Source organism: Allosphingosinicella indica (assembly GCF_900177405.1).
GTDB classification, from domain to species: Bacteria; Pseudomonadota; Alphaproteobacteria; order Sphingomonadales; family Sphingomonadaceae; genus Allosphingosinicella; species Allosphingosinicella indica.
In genome coordinates this window covers 1,532,221-1,549,701 of the sequence record NZ_LT840185.1, presented here as the reverse complement: position 1 = coordinate 1,549,701, position 17,481 = coordinate 1,532,221, and the positions used below count along the sequence as shown (strand labels likewise).

The 17,481-nt window shown below is 65.4% G+C and carries 11 protein-coding genes; 4 read left to right on the top strand and 7 right to left on the bottom strand.

Translation table 11 applies throughout. The annotated features are described in order from the left end of the window. Positions 1-340 precede the first annotated feature (340 nt). Positions 341-814: a MarR family winged helix-turn-helix transcriptional regulator gene (locus tag B9N75_RS07660; RefSeq protein ID WP_085218259.1), complete on the top strand. Its 474-nt coding sequence runs from the start codon at positions 341-343 to the stop codon at positions 812-814. Between the two features lie 243 nt (positions 815-1,057). Further along, positions 1,058-2,836: a tetratricopeptide repeat protein gene (locus B9N75_RS07655; RefSeq protein WP_085218258.1), complete on the top strand. Its 1,779-nt coding sequence runs from the start codon at positions 1,058-1,060 to the stop codon at positions 2,834-2,836. 8 nt (positions 2,837-2,844) lie between these two features. On the opposite strand, the gene B9N75_RS07650 is transcribed toward B9N75_RS07655, so the two are convergent. From B9N75_RS07650 to B9N75_RS07620, 7 genes are all read right to left on the bottom strand, one after another. Beyond that, positions 2,845-4,590, bottom strand: a complete 1,746-nt coding sequence (locus tag B9N75_RS07650) for a DUF885 domain-containing protein (RefSeq protein WP_085218257.1) — start codon at positions 4,588-4,590, stop codon at positions 2,845-2,847. 10 nt (positions 4,591-4,600) lie between these two features. Continuing rightward, positions 4,601-5,875 carry an NAD(P)/FAD-dependent oxidoreductase gene (locus B9N75_RS07645; protein ID WP_157123743.1) on the bottom strand — a complete coding sequence of 425 codons (1,275 nt, stop codon included), beginning with the start codon at positions 5,873-5,875 and terminating at the stop codon, positions 4,601-4,603. A gap of 129 nt (positions 5,876-6,004) precedes the next feature. Next, complete coding sequence (locus tag B9N75_RS07640; RefSeq protein ID WP_172840840.1) at positions 6,005-6,895, bottom strand: bile acid:sodium symporter family protein; 891 nt, start codon at positions 6,893-6,895, stop codon at positions 6,005-6,007. A gap of 19 nt (positions 6,896-6,914) precedes the next feature. Continuing rightward, entirely contained in the window at positions 6,915-7,394 is a 480-nt protein-coding gene (locus tag B9N75_RS07635) for a DUF3830 family protein (RefSeq protein ID WP_085218254.1), read from the bottom strand. Beyond that, positions 7,391-9,067 carry a DUF885 family protein gene (locus B9N75_RS07630; RefSeq protein WP_085218253.1) on the bottom strand — a complete coding sequence of 559 codons (1,677 nt, stop codon included), beginning with the start codon at positions 9,065-9,067 and terminating at the stop codon, positions 7,391-7,393. The genes B9N75_RS07635 and B9N75_RS07630 overlap by 4 nt, the downstream gene beginning before the upstream one ends. Positions 9,068-9,069: 2 nt before the next feature. Next, entirely contained in the window at positions 9,070-11,295 is a 2,226-nt protein-coding gene (locus B9N75_RS07625) for a S9 family peptidase (RefSeq protein ID WP_172840839.1), read from the bottom strand. A gap of 48 nt (positions 11,296-11,343) precedes the next feature. After that, positions 11,344-14,175 (bottom strand): TonB-dependent receptor plug domain-containing protein, encoded by a 2,832-nt coding sequence (locus tag B9N75_RS07620; RefSeq protein ID WP_172840838.1) that lies wholly within the window; start codon positions 14,173-14,175, stop codon positions 11,344-11,346. 368 nt (positions 14,176-14,543) lie between these two features. Between B9N75_RS07620 and B9N75_RS07615 the strand changes: the two genes are divergently transcribed. Both B9N75_RS07615 and B9N75_RS07610 read left to right on the top strand, forming a co-directional pair. After that, positions 14,544-16,241 carry a DUF885 family protein gene (locus B9N75_RS07615; protein WP_172840837.1) on the top strand — a complete coding sequence of 566 codons (1,698 nt, stop codon included), beginning with the start codon at positions 14,544-14,546 and terminating at the stop codon, positions 16,239-16,241. Between the two features lie 40 nt (positions 16,242-16,281). After that, positions 16,282-17,451, top strand: a complete 1,170-nt coding sequence (locus B9N75_RS07610; RefSeq protein ID WP_085218250.1) for a pyridoxal phosphate-dependent aminotransferase — start codon at positions 16,282-16,284, stop codon at positions 17,449-17,451. Positions 17,452-17,481 lie beyond the last annotated feature (30 nt).

The following is a 17,481-nucleotide window of genomic DNA, read 5'->3' as shown; positions in this document are numbered from 1 at the left end:
CCGCTGTCAACACTCACTATCGAGCGTGTGAATATCATGTGTTGGCGGCATGGCTCTGGCGCGCTTCCCGCCGGCGCCGGGGCGCAATCCACCCATAACGAAGCACATTTCATGTGATTTATCACTTTTACATCGCCGGAAATGTCGTGCATGCGCTGTCTTGGATGCGGGGTGGCCAGATATTTACGCGGGCGCCGCATCCCGAATGTCACAGCTTATGCCTTTGATTTCCCCTCCCCAAGTAATGACTAGCTGCTAATAAGCTTGGACATGACGCGACGCACGATGCGCGCGGCATGGCGGTTGTTAGGCAGAAGCATGATGGAAGGCTTTCCGCTCGATGAGTGACCGTAGTGCTTACGACCCCAGCAATCCGGAGTTCAGGCTCGAGAACTCGCCATTCTATCTGATGGCGCATGCCGACTACAAATATCACGAGGACATGGACAAGGTGCTGCACAAGCACGGCATGTCCAAGCCGATCTATCGCATCATGACCGTGCTGCGCGAGCATCAGCCCGCGAGCATCGGTGCGCTGGCCGAGGCGGCCCTGATCAAGCGCCCGACCGTCAGCCGGATCATCGACCGGATGATCGAGCAGGGGCTGGTGAAGACTTCGCCCAATCGCGAGGACAACCGGATAACGGAAGTCACCCTGACGCCCGCCGGCCAGCAGAAGCTGGGAAAGCTGACCCCCATCGTCGGCCGGCAGTTCGCGCGTGCGATGGAGGGCGTGAGCGACCGCGATATCGCCTATCTGCTGCAAGTCCTGCACAGGATCAGCCAGAACCTGAGCAAATTGCCGATCGAGTAAAGGCGGGCCTGTCCAGGCGTGTGAGACCTATCCGCCCGATAGCTAGGCCGGGGCCTGCGGCACGCGACGGTCGCGGATTACGCCCGATCCGAGGCAGTCGCACACGCCTCGACTAACATTCGAGTTCAATTACACGTGATTTTGCGTATCGCGTTGGGCTGTGACAGAGTGCGATGTCCGCGATGGTCGCCGGACGTAGAGCAGGACATCGCGACGCAATTGTCCCCGCAGCAAACCGACGCCATGCTTCAGCGCGCCATGCAGCTTGGCCAGGCCGGCGCGTTGCCGGCGGCGCGGGCGTTGCTGGACGAATTGCTGGCCGCGTCCCCCTCTCATCCCGACGCGCTCCAGCTTAAGGGCATGATCGCGCGCCGTGGCGGCGACAATGAAGAAGCGGTACGCTGGTTTCAGCGCTCGCTTCGGGCGAACCCCGCGCAGCCCCATGTGCTCAGCAACCTCGGCAATGCCTTGCTCGATCTCGGCGAGATCGATGCCGCCGTGCGCGCCTATCGCGAGGCGGTGAAAATGGCGCCGGGCAACCACGATGCGACGGCGCATCTGGGAATGGCGCTGATTGCGCGCGGCGATACGCGCGAAGCCTGCGATGTGCTGGAACGAGCGGTGCGCAACGCTCCCCGGCATGCCAAGATGTGGGCTGTACTCGGCAGCGCGCTTCGCGCGGAAAACAGGCTGGCCGAAGCCGTGACTGCCTTTCGCAATGCCCTGGCGCTCCGTCCCGGCCATGTCGCGACGATGCACAACCTAGGGGTCGCGCTGCGGCTCTCCGGCCAGCCCGGGGAGGCCGCCGCGCTGCTGCGCACCTGTGCGACGGCCGATCCCGCGTCGCCCGAGATCCACTACAATCTCGGCCATTGCCTCCAGGACCTCGGCGACGTCACCGGTGCCGCGGAAGCCTATCGCCGGACGATCGCGCTACGGCCGCTAGACCGGGACGCGCACGCCTCGCTCGCGCGCCTGTGCTGGCAGGTGGGGAATAATGCCGCTCATCTTGCCAGCTATCGCGAAACGCTCGACCGACATTCGGATGACGCCGGGCTGCTCGCCGATCTCGCCCACCAGCTAAACCTCCGCGGCGAACAGAGCGAGGCGGCGGCGGCGCTGGGCAACGGATTTGCGCGCGGCGTCGATGGCGCCGAACTGCGGCTGCGCATGGGTCAGGCCCTCTGGGGTCAGGGGCAGGTCGACGCCGCGCTGGCCGAATGGGCGGCCGGGCGGCGGATGGCCCCCGATGATGCGTCGCTGCGGCGGGAGACGGCGCGCGCGCTCATCATCCTCGCGCGCTACGAAGACGCGCTGTCGGAGCTTGGCGCGGATGAGGGCGCGGACCAGCAGTCCTTGGCCTATCGCGGACTGTGCTGGCGCTTCCTCGGCGATCCGCGCGCGGACTGGCTCAACAATTTTGACCGCTTCGTCCACGCTGCCCCGCTGACGCCCCCGGACGGGACGGACATCGACTCGTTCAACGCCCGCCTTGCCGCGCGCCTCGCCGATCTTCACGCCGCGACGCGGCATCCGCTCGATCAGACGCTGCGCGGCGGGACGCAGACGACTGACGACCTGTTCGGCCGCGACATTCCGGAGATCCGGGCGGTGCAGGCGATGATCGAGGCGGAGGTCGCGCGCTATATCGCCGCCCTGCCCGACGACTCCGATCATCCGTTTCTGCGCCGGAAATCGCAGCGTTTCGCTTTCTCGGGCTCATGGTCGGTGCGCTTGCGGCGCGGCGGGCATCATGTGAACCACGTTCACCCGGAAGGCTGGATCAGCTCCTGCTATTATGTCGCGCTGCCGAAGGCCGTGGATGGGTCAGGCCATCAGGGCTGGCTCAAGTTCGGCGAGTCGGCACTTAACCTCGGGCCACGCGAAAGCATCGCGCGGGTGGAGCGGCCGGAGGTCGGCAAGCTCGTCCTCTTCCCCTCCTATTTCTATCACGGCACGGTGCCGTTCGACGAGGAAGCCGACCGGTTGACGATCGCCTTCGATGTGATCCCCGCTGCCTGAGGCGCAGCTCAGTCCGCCGCTGCGGCACGCTCCGCGATCCAGCGATCGACGAGTCCCTCCAGCGTGCTCATCGGCACCTGGCCTTGCGCGAGGATGAGATCGTGGAAGCCGCGGATGTCGAACCGCTTTCCAAGCTTCTGCTCGGCGCGGGCGCGTAGCCCGACGATCGTCAGTTCGCCCACCTTGTAGGCGACGGCGCCGCCCGGCGCGCCGATGTAGCGCAGCAGCTCGGTATCGATGTTGATGTCGGCAAGCGCGGTATTTTCGACGAAGCAAGCCCGCGCCTGCTCATAGCTCCACCCCATCACGTGGATCCCAGTATCGACGACCATTCGGCACGCCCGCCACATCTCGGTCGAGAGCGTGCCGAAGGTCTCATAAGGGTCGCGATAGATGCCCATTTCGTGGCCCAACCGCTCGGCATAGAGCGCCCAGCCTTCGCGATAGGCTAGCATGTCCCGCTGGCGCCGGAAGGCGGGGAGGTCCGGATTCTCGCTGGTCAGCGCGAAATGGGTGTGATGGCCCGGCGCGGCTTCGTGCAGCGTCAGCGCGGGCAGCTCGTAGAACGGCCGCTGATCGAGGTGCGACGTGTTGACGAGGAAGCGGCCCGGAAAGCCCTTGCCGAAATCGGCGCCGCCATAGCGCGCGGTGGTGTAGCCCTCCTCCACGTCGCGCGGCACCGGCACGACGGCGAAGGGCTGCCGCGGGAGCAGTCCGAAATAGCGGGGTAGCACCGCGTCGATGCGCTTGGCGATGATGCTCGCGCGGTCGAGCAATTGCTCGCGGCTGGTCGCGTAGAAGCGCGGATCGGTGCGGAGGAAATCGAGCCACTCCGCGAAGCTGCCTTCGAAGCCCGCGGCCTTGATGACCGTATCCATCTCGGCGCGGATGCGGCGCACCTCCGCAAGGCCGGTCGCGTGGATCTGTTCGGCGGTCTGATCGGTGGTGGTGTAATAGCGCAGCAGGAAATCATAATAGGCCCGCCCGTCAGGCACCGATGCGATGCCGATCCCGGGGCGCGCTGCTGCCCGATACGGGCCATCGATGAACGCCAAGGCCTCGCGCTGCGCGGGCCGGACGACGGTTTCGATCACTTTCGTTGCTTCCGCAAGCAGGGTCGGATCGAGCTTGGCGGCCTTGATGGGATCGAGCAGCGGATCCTCTGCGGCGGGGCGGGCAATGTAGTTGCGCAGAATCGTGACCGCGACATCGACCACCGATGCCGGATTGGTCCATCCGGTCGCCATGCCGCGCTCCATATTGACGCGCTGCTCGGCGAAATATGCGGGCACCGCGTTCAATTGCGCGATCCAGGCGCGGGCCTCCGCCGCGTCGCGCACGGTGACGCCACGCGCCGCGTTATACGGCGTGTTGTAGAAGCCTTCGTGCGCGACGAAAGCGAAGCGCCGCTCGTCGAAATCGAGGCCCTCGATGCGCCAGGCGATGAGCTTGCCGAGATAGTCGCGGTCCGCCGCCGCGTCGGCGGACAGGCCAGTCGCATCGACCGCGCGAAGCCGTGCCTGCATCGCGACGAGACCGGCCTTCCGCTCGGTCATCGCCGCTAGGCTCTCCTGCGGCCAGCCATCCACCCCGCGCGCGGGATCGGACCGTCCCGCTTCCATCGGGAAGCGCGTCGTGAAGCGTTCGTAATCGGCGATCAGGTCGGGCAGCGACGGAGGCGGGGCTGCTGCTAGCAGCAATGCGGCCAGCGGAAGGATCAGCAACCTGCGTTTGCCGGAGACCCTGCTGTGCATCCTTCCTCCTTCAGTCGGCAAGATAGGCGAGCGTCATCATCAGCTCCGGCGAGCGCGCGGCGAGCGGATAGAATGGGATGGCGGCGGGAGAGCGCACCGACACCGAGAGCGCCGAAAGATCGTCACCCGCCAAAGCGGCGGCCAGCTCCGCACCGATCACGGTGTTGGTGGAGATGCCCCGCCCGTTGCAGGCCTGGATCGCGACGGCGCCGTCGCCGAGATCATAGACTTCGGGCAGGAACGACGTGTTGATCCACGCGATGCCTTCCCACAGGCTTTCGATCTCCACGCCGTGCAATGCCGGAAAATGCTTGGTCAGGCGGCGCCGCGCTTCCTTGTGATAGGCACGCGGACCGCGCACGCACCACGTCCGCGGGAAAGCCGATATCAGCCGCCCGTCGCCGTCGTAACGTGCCGAGAAGATGTAGGAGGATTTGTCGGTGAACGCGCCGCCGTGCGGGAGGATACGGTCACGCAATGCGGCAGGAAGCGGCGTGGTCGCGAACTCGACGACGTTGAGCGGAAGCGCGGCGCGGCGCATGGCGCGATGCAGCCCGGCATTCCCGCCGTTGGCGGCAAGGACGACCCGCGAGGCGCGGACCGATCCGCCTGCTGCGCGCGCATGCCAGCGCCCGTCCGCCGCGCGCGAAAGATCGCGGACAGCCGTGTCGCGATAGACATATGCGCCCGCCGCCATCGCCGCTTCCGTCAAGCCGCGCACGTAGGCGAGCGGATTGATGCTGCCACCCTGCCCGAAGCGCAGCGCACCGCGATAGGCATCGGTGCCGAGCGCGTCCTCCGCGCCGGCCTGCTCCACGAACGATACGTCGAAACCGCGCGACTGCCATTGCCCGGCAACGCGGCGCTGCTGTTCGGCAAGATCGTGCTGATGGACGGGGGTGTAGAAACCGTCCTGCCGGGCGTCGCAGTCGATATCGTGGCGCGCGATGAGATCGAAGCAATGCTGCGCCGAACGCCCGAGCATGGCGGTCAGCCGCTCGCCCGCTTCCGGCCCGAATTGCGCGGCGATGCTGTCCGGCGTGTGGCGGATGTAATCGGGCGCGATGAGACCGCCGCTCTGGCCGGTGGCGGCGCTGCCGGGTTCACCCGCCTCCACCACCACGACCGCAACGCCGGCCTCGGCGAGGTGCAGCGCGGTCGACATGCCCGCGATGCCGCCACCGATGACGAGCACGTCCGTATCCACATCCCCCTGCAATTGCGTAAGGGACGGCCCGGCGGGCGCGGTGTGCCGCCACAGCGCGAGCCGGCTCGCGGCCTTCACGAAACGCTCCGCGCCGCGGACACCGGCGATACGGGGCCTGTGCCGGAAAGGACGATCGCCCCCCCGAAGGCCAGGAAACACTGCACTGTCATCGAACCGAACCCTTGGTGCCCGAAGGACACATTGAAGCTAAGCGGCCGCCGCGGCCGCCGGGGCCCTGCGCCGCGCGATGGCGACGAAGGCGAGAACGACGGCCAGCGCGACCGGAGTGTTCATGATCATCGGCAGCGACATCTCGTTGTTGCCGACGATGGAGACCGCGATGAAAATCGCCGTCCCCTCCTGGCGCATGAGATGCTCGATCCCGATGGCGATATTCTCCCGCCGGTTGAGCTTGGCGAAGCTCACCAGCGTCAGCACCACCGCCAGCATCGCGACGTTGAGGAACACGGTGATCCAGAAGAGCGCGCCGAGATTTTCGCGGAGGACCGGGATCTGATCGACGAGGATGAAGCCGAACGAGGTGAACAGCACGATCATCGCGATGTTCTTGATGTAGGGCTTGATCCACAGCGCGAATTCCGGGCGGAAGGCGCGGATCGCGAAACCCGTCGCGGCCGGCAGCACGGTGATCGAAAAGATGTCCCAGAAGAAGGACGCGATCGGCACCTCGATCTCGGCCTCGACGCCCATGAAATGCAGGATCGCGAAGTGCGCGTAAAAGGGGATGACGAGGATGTAGATCATGCTCAGCAGCAGCGTCATCGACATGGACAGCGCGAGATCGCCCTTGGCCATGTCGGTGAACAGGTTCGAGAGCATGCCGCTCGGCGTCGTCGCGAGCAGGATGAAGCCGACGGCCAGCGCCGGGGTCGGCGCGACGGTGAATGCGATGAAGAGGCCGATGATCGGCGGCACGATCAGCATCGAGCACAGGCCGATGATCAGCGCGCGCTTGTTGCGGAACACCTGACGGAAATCGTCGGCGACGAGCGAGAGGCCCATCGAGAGCATGATACACACGAGCGAGCCCGGCAGCAGCCAGTCCCCCATCAAGGCCATCAGATCGGCAAATTCCATATGGGCTACCCCTGCTCGCTCAGGCCGGCTCGAACGTGATCGTGCAGGCGCCATTCCGGCGGATCGTCTTGAAATCCGCCTGCGCCTTGGCGAGATCATCCGCGACGATGCGCGCGCACACGTTCGCCTTGATCCAGCCGAACGGCATCAGCAGCCGCCCGCCTGCACCATAGAAGACGCCGATGTCGTAGAAATCGCCGGGCGGAAGCCCCTGCACGCTGCCCGCGGTCAGATAGGCCAGCACCAGATCGCCGGCGTCGGGATAGGAGGTGGCATTCTCCTCCGGAATCGCGGGCGCCGCCATGCCTTCGGGCAAGATGGATGCCGGCATCGGCACCGAGATTTCGGGGCCGGTCCACATCGCGTGGATTGCATCGAACCCCGCCCGCCGCGCCGCCAGATCGGCGAGAAAGGCGGAGGACACGGGGGCTTCGCGTTCGAGCAAATCGCAGCGCGCCGACAGGCCCGAACGCGCTTCGGTGATCCGGATCATGGTCATTCGGCGCCCTTCCCGGCCGTCGCCAGATATTCCTCACGCTGCAGCGCGATCGGCACGTTGCCGTTGAGCCAGAGATAGTCGTGAAAATGCTTGAGGCTGAACCGATCGCCGAGGCGCGTCTTCGCTTCGGTCAGGAAGTCCAGCGTCTGCAGCTTGCCGATCTGATAGCTGATCGCCTGGCCGGGGGATGCGGCGAAGAACACCGCTTCCTCCTCCGCCGTCTCGCGGTCCATCGGCACCGCAGCGGCTAGACAATCCGCAGCTTCGGCGATCGTGAATTCGCCCAGCGCCAGCTTGACGTCCACTTCCACGCGCAACGCCCGCAGCCGCGCGAAATTGTAGATGATCTCCCGCGTGCGCGGGGAATCGTCGAACAGTCCGGCCTGCAGCATCATTTCTTCGGCATAGAAGCCGGTGCCCTCGTTGGCGGCGCTGTCATAATAATAGCGGCGCAGCGGATTGGGGTGGCGCCAGCTCAAAGTAAGCTGGAAGAAATGGCCCGGAACCCCCTCGTGGACGATGATCGGGCGCGGATCGCGGGTGATCGACAGATTGAAATAGCCGAGCGATGGCGACGGCTCGGGCAGATAGACGGTGGCATTCTGGCCGACGCGGACCCGATCGGTGAGATCGAAGGTGCGGCCGAGCCAGCCGATCGGCGCCAGATAGGCCGGAAAGCCCATCGCATTATAATGACCCGCCCAGTCCGGCACGGTGAGCAGATCGTGGTCGCGAAGGTAGGTGCGGACCTCAAGCTCCTGCGCATTCAGCCGGCCGACGACGGCGTCGATCGACGGCCCGATCGGAAGCTGGGGCACCGTGCGGTTGCGGTTGCGCTCGAGCTCCTCGAACTGGACCGAGCGCGTCCATTCCTGCCGCCCCATGATGAGCAGTTGCTCGGGCGTGTAGGGATAGAGCGCGACGTTCCGCAGGAAGAATGTGTAGCCGTCACGGCCGACCGCCGTTTCCTGCGAGAGGCCGGCCTGGCGCGCGGCGAGAAACGCGCCGTAGGATTCGAAGGCTGTCAGCGCGCGCTGGATCGCGGCGCGAAGCCGCCGTTCCTGATTGCCCGCGAGCGACGGCCGGAGCCCGTCCGCCATGCCGTTAAGGCTGGCAGGAATCCGCTCGAGCCCCGCGATCGCAACCTCGACGAAAGGCCCGCGCATGTCGGTGAGATTGGATTGGCCCGCGAGCAAGGTCGCGGGGATGCGCTCGACCAGAGCGATCACCGTCTCGACGCGCGCGGACTTGACCGGCGGCGGCGGAAGCAGCGTTTCGAAGATCGGGACCAGCGCCTGATCGACGTAGAATTGCGGCTGGCGCTGCCACGCCGCGACATGATCCATTTCCCAGCGCACGCGGGCGAGCGCCGATCCGACGAGCCGGTAATCGACGCGCCCGCTTACGTCCTGCGGCGTATCGGCCAGCGCCTGGAAGCGGCGCTCGAAATCCGCCAGTCGCGCCTTGCGGTCTTCGATCGCCTTCGGCGACCAGTCCGGCACCCATTTTGCGGGACGGACGATGCGCGGAATGTCGTCACTGGTGGCGGGCTGGGTCTTCGCGCGCCACGCCCAGAACTCCGCGCCCAGATCCTGCACCGGCTGCGCCGCCGCCGTGCCGCCGAATGCCAGCATGCCGAGCGCGTACAGGAACCGCAGCGGGCGCCTCAGCATCCTTACCGCTCCGGCTTCAGGTGGAGGTTGAAGAAATCGACCATCTTGCGGAACGCGAAGCGCGTCTGCGGCAGATTGTCGGTCGCCCAGCTATGGCTCGCGCCGGGCAGCGTCACCAGCTCGAACATCTGCTCGTTGGCGATCATCTTTTCGGTGAGCGCCACCGTGTCGGAATAGAGGACGACGGGATCGCGCGTGCCGTGGATGATCATCAGCGGATCGCGCACGCCCTGCACCTGATAGAGCGGCGACTGCGCCTCGTAACGGGCGGGCATGTCGCGCCCGTCGGGCGGGCCCATGATCCACATCTGCGAGGGATAGGCGTGCCATACGTTCGTCGCCGGCGCGCCTGCGATGCCCGCAGCGTAGACGCCCGGCTTCTTGGCCAGCGACATGATCGTCATCAGGCCGCCGTAGCTGGAGCCCCAGAGGCCGACGCGTGAGGGATCGACATAGCCCTTGGAGACTAGGTGCCGGACGCCGCTCTCCAAATCGTTGATGTCGGTCTCGCCGTAGCTGTTGAGCTGCGCCTGGGTATGCTTGCGGCCCTGCCCCCAGCTTCCGCGGATGTTGACGTTGAGGACGAGATAACCCCGCGCGACGAAATATTGGTCGAGGCCCCAGGTGGGGTGTGCGCGCCGCCCGCCCCACTGGTTGCGCACCGCATCCGAATAGACCGAACCGACGATCAGCGGATAGCGCCGCGACGGATCGAAATCGGCCGGCACGCTTAGCCGGCCGATCAACTTTGTGCCGTCGACGTGGCTCGGGAATTCCACGTAGCTGACCTTTGCCCAGGTCTGGCGATCGAATTCAGGCTGCGGCGAGCGGGTGACCTGCTTCGCCTGCGCGGGGGTCGCCGGATCGATGACCAGAAGCTCGGGCGGGGTGGTGTCGTTGGTGAAGAAGCTCGCAGCCCGGCTGTAATCGGGCGACCAGACGGGCGTGTGCGTGCCGGGCGTCGCGGGGCTGACCCGCTCGACCGCGCCGCCGCCCATCGCCACGCGATAGAGCTGCCGCTCGGGCAGCGCCGACTCGTTGGCGACGAAATAGATGCGGTTGTTTGACGCATCGACCTCGAAGGATTCGATTTCCCACTCGCCGCGGGTGATCCGGCGCGGCGCGGCACCTGCCGACGGCTTGTGATAGAGATGCCCGAAGCCGTCTCGATCGGTGAGGATCACGAGGCCACGGTCGCCCGGCGCCCAGGCGACCTTCCAGTCGGGCCGGATGTGTTTCGGATCGCGCTCGCGATAGAAGGTCTCGCGCTTGCCGGTCTGCGTGTCGAAGACGTAGACGATATGGTCCTTCACCTCGAGATCGGAGCTGTTGACGAACAGCCGCCGCCCGTCCTGCGAGAGGCCGAAGCCCCAGAGGTGATGGAGCGGATCGGGCCGCTCGAAGTAACGCGGCGCCGCCTCGCCGAGCGCGATCAGGCCGATTCGGGTGCGACTGGTCTCGTCGCCCGGAAAGGCGCGGATGACGCGATTGTTCTGAAGCTCGCCCTTCGCATAATAATAGATGTCGCGCTCCGGCATCGCCCGATCGTCCGATTCCTCGAACGCGATCGCGCGGCCGTCCGACGACCAGTGATAATCGGACACGTAGATCTTCGGGTCATCGTTGCCGACGAGACGCCGCGCTGCATTACCGCCCGGCGCGGCGGCATCGCGCGTCCACAGGATGCCGCCCTGGGTGACGCGATTGCGGGGATCGACCGGATTGCCCGACACGAACGCGAGCGTCTGCCCGTCGGGCGAAAGCGAAAGCCGGCGAATGGCGCGCTTGTCAGTCTCCACCTGCACCGACGCGCCATCGGCCTCGCGAATGTGGAGATTGCCATCGACCACGAAGGCGATGCGGTCGTTGCCGAGGAATAGGGCCTCGGAAATGCCGCGCCGCTCGCTCTTGGGATCCGCCTCACGGCCGAGGGAGGTTAGCCGCGTGCGCTCCCCGCTATCGAGCGAGTATACCCAAAGGTCGCGAAAGCTGTATCCCTCGTCGTTCCAGAGAAACAGCAACTGGCGGCCATCCGCCGACCACGCATAGCCTTCCGGCGTAGTGCCGATGAGGCTGCGAGGCTGATAGAGTTGGTCGATCGAAAGCATGGTGCCCGAAGCCGCCCTCGCCTCCGGCGCCGCGACCGGTGCGGTCGCCTGGCCGAATGCGGGACCGGATGCCAACAGCATCGCCGCCGCCGCGCCGAAGGTGAGACGATACAGTTTCATGTCCGGCATCCTGTCCACCCTCCAGCGCGGCGTCGAGCCCCTGCGTCCTCAGAAGTTGGCGGTGAAACCAACCGTGAAGCGCCGGCCGATCGCATCATAGGTCTGCCGTTCGAAAAGCTGGAACGGCGGATCGCGATCGAGAAGGTTGTCGATCGTCCCGAAGAAGCGGAAGCGCTCGTTGACGTCGATGCTCGCCGAAAGGTCGAGATAATGGACATCGGGCGTGCTCGGCACCGCGAGCAGCGGCGGCGCGGAGCCGGTGGATTCCGCGGCCGCGATCCGTCCGTCCCTCGCCTTTCCGATGAAGCGGTGACGCAGCGAAATCTGGAAGGTATCGGCATCCCAGGTCAGCCGTTGGGTGAAGCGCCAGCGCGGATTGGCGCTGCCGCAGCTTCCGCCGCCGATGAAGCCCGCGCAGTCGATCGGGTTCAGCACCGGGCTGCTCGTCGTTTCATTCTCGAAGAGATAGGCGCCGGCGAGGAAGTAGCCGAGGCTGCCCGCGCCGATCTCGTGACGATAGTCGAGCCGGAAATCGATGCCCGACGCGGTGATCTCGGCGATGTTCTGGTTGAGCAGCGGAACGTCCTGCAACTGCCCGTCCGGCGTACGCGTCTGCAGCGGCACGCAGAACGGATTGGTGAGGCTGAGATTGCCCCGGCAGGCGTTGATCGTCGGCTGCAGGCCGCCGCCGAACAGCGCGATCGCGTCGCTGATCTTGATGTTGTAATAATCGACGGTGATCTGAAGGTTGGGGATGAAGTCTGGCCGCAGCACGGCGCCGACCGACCAGGTGTCGGAGGTTTCCTCGGACAGATTGGGATTGCCGCCGGTGATGGCGCGAATCTGGACGTTCTCCTGCTGGAACACGTCGATCAGTGCCGCGGGCACGCCGAGATCGATACAGAATTGACGCTCCTGCGCAGTGCGGTTCGGCCCCGCGTTGCAGAAGTCGGTCGCCAGCGGCGCGGTGTTGGTCGCGCCCGAGAAGAGCTCGGTGATGTTCGGCGCACGCACGGCGCGCTGATAGAGGCCGCGCAGCTTCAGCCCGCGGAACGGCGTATATTCGCCGCCGATCTTGTAGGAGACGACGGACCCCGCGGTGGAGTAATCCGAATAGCGGATGCCGCCTTCGACCGCGAGCAGTTCGGCGCCAGGCATGTCGGCGAGCAACGGCACGTAAATCTCGCCGAACACTTCGGACACGTCGTAGCTGCCGCCGGTGGGCTGGAGGCCCGCCGAGCGCGAGATCGCATCGCCCAGAACATAGAGCTGATCGGGCTGGAAGCGCGCGGATTCCTTGCGATATTCCGCGCCCACCGCGATGCCGACATCGCCGGCCGGAAGTGCGAAGAGCGAGCCCGTCACCGTGCCGCCGACCTGTGTCTGGCGTACGCGCGTGATGTTCGTGAGATCGACATTGTAATAAGCAACCATCTCCGGCGTCAGCGTGTTGAGGCCGAAGGGATTGATGACCGGGCAACTTGGGTCGCCGTTCGCGCAGCGGAACGGATTGCTGGGATCAGTGAGGAACATCGCCGCGAAGCGATCGATCAGGATACCGCCACCCTGCCGGTCGCGAAGATCGTTCTCACCGTGGTTGAAGAAGACTTCCCAGTTCAGCTTGTCGGTGAGCCCGCCACGCAGACCCAGGACACCACGCCAGAAATCGCGCGTCTGATCGCTGGTCCGCGGACCGGACTCGAGGATGCGGCGGTTGATGTTGACGGGCACGAGATTGTTGCCGTCTGCATCGAGATTGGTGCGGAGGAACTCGCGCAGAGTGTCCGGAAGATAGGGATTGCGCAGATCGAGCTGGAAGCCGGGGATGAAGCCCGAACTGCTCATCGGCAGCGCGCCCAGGGTCGAGTTGACGCGCGAGCGGGCGTAGGTGCCTTCCCAGAAGAATTTGATGTCGTCGCTCACCTCGTAATGGCCGAGGATCGCGCCCTGGATGCGCTCGAGCGGGAGTTGCAGATTGTTGAACGGGCGATCGTTGAAGCCGTCGCTTCCGCGATAGGCGCGCCACCCTTCATCCGCGAAGAAGATGCCCTGCGGTCCGATGGTGTTACCGAACTGATCGCGAAGCCCGACGAGCGAAGGCGCGAAGATCGTGCCCTGCGGCGTCACGGCATTGCCACCGGGAACGAGGACGCCGACGCCGTTCTGCACAGCATCGACCAGGAACACCGTCGCGTGATCGCGCGCCGAGGCGAAGGTCTGCTCACGATTGAAATAATTGGCGTAGAAAACGACGTTGCCGCGGCCGTCGGCGAAATTGCCGCCGACGGTAAGATCGACGTTATAGCGCGCGCTGTCGCCGCGGCTCGAGACGCCCGCCTGTGCGCCAAGCTCGAGCCCTTCGAAGTCGTCCGTCATCACGAAGTTGACAACGCCGGCCATCGCGTCCGAACCGTAGACGGCCGAAGCGCCGCCAGTGACAACGTCGATCCGCTTGATGAGCGCGGGCGGGATCATGTTGATATCGACGACGCCGTCCTCGCCCGAGCCGACGATGCGGCGGCCGTTCATCAAGACCAGCGTGCGCACGGTGCCGAGGTTGCGAAGGTTCACCGTGGCGGTGCCGTTGCCCGGGTTGTTCGACTGCGATCCGAAGCCCGCCGAGAATTGCGGCATCGAGTTCAGGATCTGCTCGGTCTCGTTCGACGCGGTGAGCTTGATTTCCTCTTCGCCGATCACGTTGACCGGGCTGTTGGAAACGACGTCCGGCCGCGGGATGCGCGAGCCCGTGACGACGATCGATTCGCCCGCATCGGGGGTAAGGGTGGTTTCCGGCGGAAGCGATTCGTCGGCCGTCTGGGCGAACGCCGCGCCGCTGCAAAGCGCCGCCAAAAGGATTGCCGATCCGGCCTTGAGGGCCATGCATTTCGCGGTCCTGCGGTTTGTCGACATAGTCCCGTCCCCTCCATGCTCACGCAATGTTTTGAGTGAAGATATGCGTGATTTTGAGCATGATTTGGGCGGGCTCGCAACCCGCTTTGGCGGTGAAACAAAATTTTCATCCAACGCAACGTTCGGCGCGTACGCTGAGCATGAAACGTCGCGTGCCTCTGCGGTATTGCGCGCAGTCGAGTCACGGCACCGGCGCAGCAAGCATCGAACACGATCGATCGTCGTCGTGCATTGACGCAGCCGAAAATCTTCAACAATGTTCAGAATCACATGATATTTTTGCGGTGCAGCGCGAGGCTTGCGCCGGAGGATATTGCCGACACAGGAGGAGCATAGCGATGCGACACGTTCTGGGACTGGCCTGCGCGTTGCTGGCAGGCAGCGCTTTCGTGGCACCGGCTTCGGCCCAGACGACGGCACCGGCCGCAGCCTCCACATCGAGCGCCGCGATCCCCAACGGCGCAGGAAGCTACGAGGATTTCACGGCGCTCTTTACCGAATTCCACGCCTGGCGCAGCGCGCAGCCGGCGGACGGCGTGGTCGACTACAGCCCCGCCGCCACGGACCGGCGCCGCGCCGAGCTGCGCGCATTCCAGGCGCGCCTCCCCGACTTCGCCGTCGCGCGCTGGGATCGCCACAAGCAGGTCGATTACCTTGCCGTCCGCGCGCAGATGGATCTCCAGGACTTCATCCTGAACGTCACCAAGCCCTGGGCCCGCGATCCGGGCATGTATATCGACGAGATCCAGCGGCTTGCTTACGCGGAGCTGCCATTAGAAGGCGAGGCGCTGACAACGCTGCAGACCCGCCTGCGCGGCATTCCTGCCTATCTCTCGCAGGCCCGCGTCAATCTCGATTCGGTGGCACACGACTATGCCGACCTCGCAATCCACAATCTTTCGAATGGCGATGGCGTCGGCCACGGCATGCCCTACCGCGCCGTCGAGCCCGCCGGCCTGATCGGCTGGTTCGCCGATCTGCGGAAGCGCGCTGAGACCCAGCAACCCGCGCTAGTCGCCGACATTCGCGCCGCGGAGAAGGCGATCCAGGGCTATCGCCAGTGGCTGACCGCCAACCGGCCGAAGATGACGGCCAAGGCGGGCGTCGGCGAAGCGGCCTATGACTGGTTCCTCACCAACGTGCGCCTGATGCCTTACACCTCGGACGACATCGTGCTGCTCGGTCAGCGGGAGCTGGAGCGCCACTGGGCTTTCTACACGGCCGAGCGCCATCGCAACCGCAAGCTGCCCGAGGTTCCGCTTCCGAAGTCGGGCGAGGAGTATGAGGCGCAGCTCGCTGCGACCGACGCGAAGATCCGCCGCTGGCTGGTCGACGAGGAGATCATTACCGTTCCCGATTACATGCCGGCCACCTATCAGGAGATGGGTTACAACGCGCCGTGGGTGGTGCGGCCGGAAGGACCGATGTTCTGGGAGCAGATCCAGTTCCGCGACGCATCGCCCGACCATCTCCACGCCACCTTCCCCGGCCACCGCTTCGACGGCCACGCCGCCAAACGGCTCACGCATCCCATTCGTGCCCACATATCGGATAGCGGCCGCACCGAGGGCTGGGGCTTCTACATCGAGGAGACCGCTCTCCAGCTCGGCCTGTTCGACGATCGGCCGCGCACGCGCGAGTTCATCTACGTCTTCGGCCTGTTCCGCGCGGCGCGGACGATCGGCGACGTCAAGATGCAGCGCAACGAGATGAACGTCGGCGAGGTGATGAAATTCTGGAAGGAATGGACGCCCTATCTCGACGACAATGTCGCGCGGGTCGATGCGGCGATCTATCTGCGCCGCCCGCCTGGTTACGGCATGACTTATACGATCGGCGCGATGCAGCTACAGCGGCTGCTGGTCGATCGGCGCCGCCAACTCGGCGACAAGTTCTCGCTGCGCGATTTCCACGATTATCTGATGAATGCGGGCCGCCTTCCGGTATCGCTGCTGCGCTACGACCTCACCGGTCATGGCGATGAAGTCGCGAAGCTGTGGCCGCACACGCCGCTGTCGGACCTGAAGCGCGATTGAGCGCCCGTCCCCAATCCCCCAGCACCGGAGACACCGCACGATGAAATGGCCCGCGCAGCGGCTGCAGCGAAGCTCGAACAAGAGCTTCGGCATGTATGAGGAAGCCGTGAAGCTTGAAGCGCAGGGGCTCGATCTCATCCATCTGGAATTCGGGCGACCGCATGCCGATACGCCCGGTCATATCAAGGAGGCGGTGAAGACGGCGCTCGATGCCGGCATCGTCCATTATGGCGATTTTCGCGGCACGCTGAGTTTCCGCCAGGCGCTCGCGGAGAAGCTCACCGACTTCAACAAGCTGGATTATGGCGTCGACGAGATCCTCGTCACCAACGGCCTCACCCACGCGTCCTTCGCCGCGTTCATGGCGGCGATCGATCCGGGCGACGAGGTTATCCTGCTCGAGCCTTATTATCCGCAGCATGTCGCCAAGGTCGAACTGGCGGGCGGCACGGTGGTCACCGCGCCACTCGACGCGGCGAACAATTTCGCGATCTCGCACGCGGCGATCGCGGCGAAGATCACGCCGAAGACGCGGATGATCGTGCTGGTCAATCCCGCCAACCCCACCGGCCGCGTCTACACCCGCGCCGAGCTGGAGATCGTCGCCGAACTGGCCATCGCCCACGACCTCATCGTGCTGTGCGACGAGGTATACGAATATATCACCTACGATGGCGCCGAACATGTCAGCATCGCCTCGCTGCCCGGAATGCGCGAGCGCACGATCACCTGCTTCGCCTTCACCAAGGCCTATTCGATGGACGGATGGCGCGTCGGCTATCTCACCGCCGACGCCAGGCTCATCCCGGCGATCCTCCGCATCATCACCACGGACGTCACCCATGTGAACGTCTTCGTGCAGGAAGGCGCGCGTGCCGCCGTTACCGGACCGCAGGAGCCGATGCACGCGATGGTGGAGGCGGACCGGCGCAAGCGCGAGATCGTCGTGCGCGCGCTCAACCAGATGCCCGGCGTGACCTGCGCGGAGCCGCAAGGCACGATCTACGCCTTCCCCGATATCCGCGGCACCGGCCGCACATCGGCCGCGCTCGCGACGGAGATCCTCCACAAAGCGCATGTCGTCACCGAAGCCGGGTCTTTCTACGGGCCCGCCGGCGAGGGACATCTGCGCATCTGCTTCGGATCGGAATCCGAAGAGCGCGTGCGCGAAGGGATGGAGCGGCTCACGCGCTTCTTCAACACCATCTGACGCGGCGCGGCTGCATCGCGGGCACGCAGA

Coding starts and splice junctions, on each gene's coding strand:
- B9N75_RS07625 (WP_172840839.1), bottom strand. CDS start 11,295: ATGAAACTGTATCGTCTCACCTTCGGCGCGGCGGCGGCGATGCTGTTG.
- B9N75_RS07655 (WP_085218258.1), top strand. CDS start 1,058: ATGCTTCAGCGCGCCATGCAGCTTGGCCAGGCCGGCGCGTTGCCGGCG.
- B9N75_RS07635 (WP_085218254.1), bottom strand. CDS start 7,394: ATGACCATGATCCGGATCACCGAAGCGCGTTCGGGCCTGTCGGCGCGC.
- B9N75_RS07630 (WP_085218253.1), bottom strand. CDS start 9,067: ATGCTGAGGCGCCCGCTGCGGTTCCTGTACGCGCTCGGCATGCTGGCA.
- B9N75_RS07650 (WP_085218257.1), bottom strand. CDS start 4,590: ATGCACAGCAGGGTCTCCGGCAAACGCAGGTTGCTGATCCTTCCGCTG.
- B9N75_RS07640 (WP_172840840.1), bottom strand. CDS start 6,895: ATGGAATTTGCCGATCTGATGGCCTTGATGGGGGACTGGCTGCTGCCG.
- B9N75_RS07660 (WP_085218259.1), top strand. CDS start 341: ATGAGTGACCGTAGTGCTTACGACCCCAGCAATCCGGAGTTCAGGCTC.
- B9N75_RS07620 (WP_172840838.1), bottom strand. CDS start 14,175: ATGGCCCTCAAGGCCGGATCGGCAATCCTTTTGGCGGCGCTTTGCAGC.
- B9N75_RS07610 (WP_085218250.1), top strand. CDS start 16,282: ATGAAATGGCCCGCGCAGCGGCTGCAGCGAAGCTCGAACAAGAGCTTC.
- B9N75_RS07615 (WP_172840837.1), top strand. CDS start 14,544: ATGCGACACGTTCTGGGACTGGCCTGCGCGTTGCTGGCAGGCAGCGCT.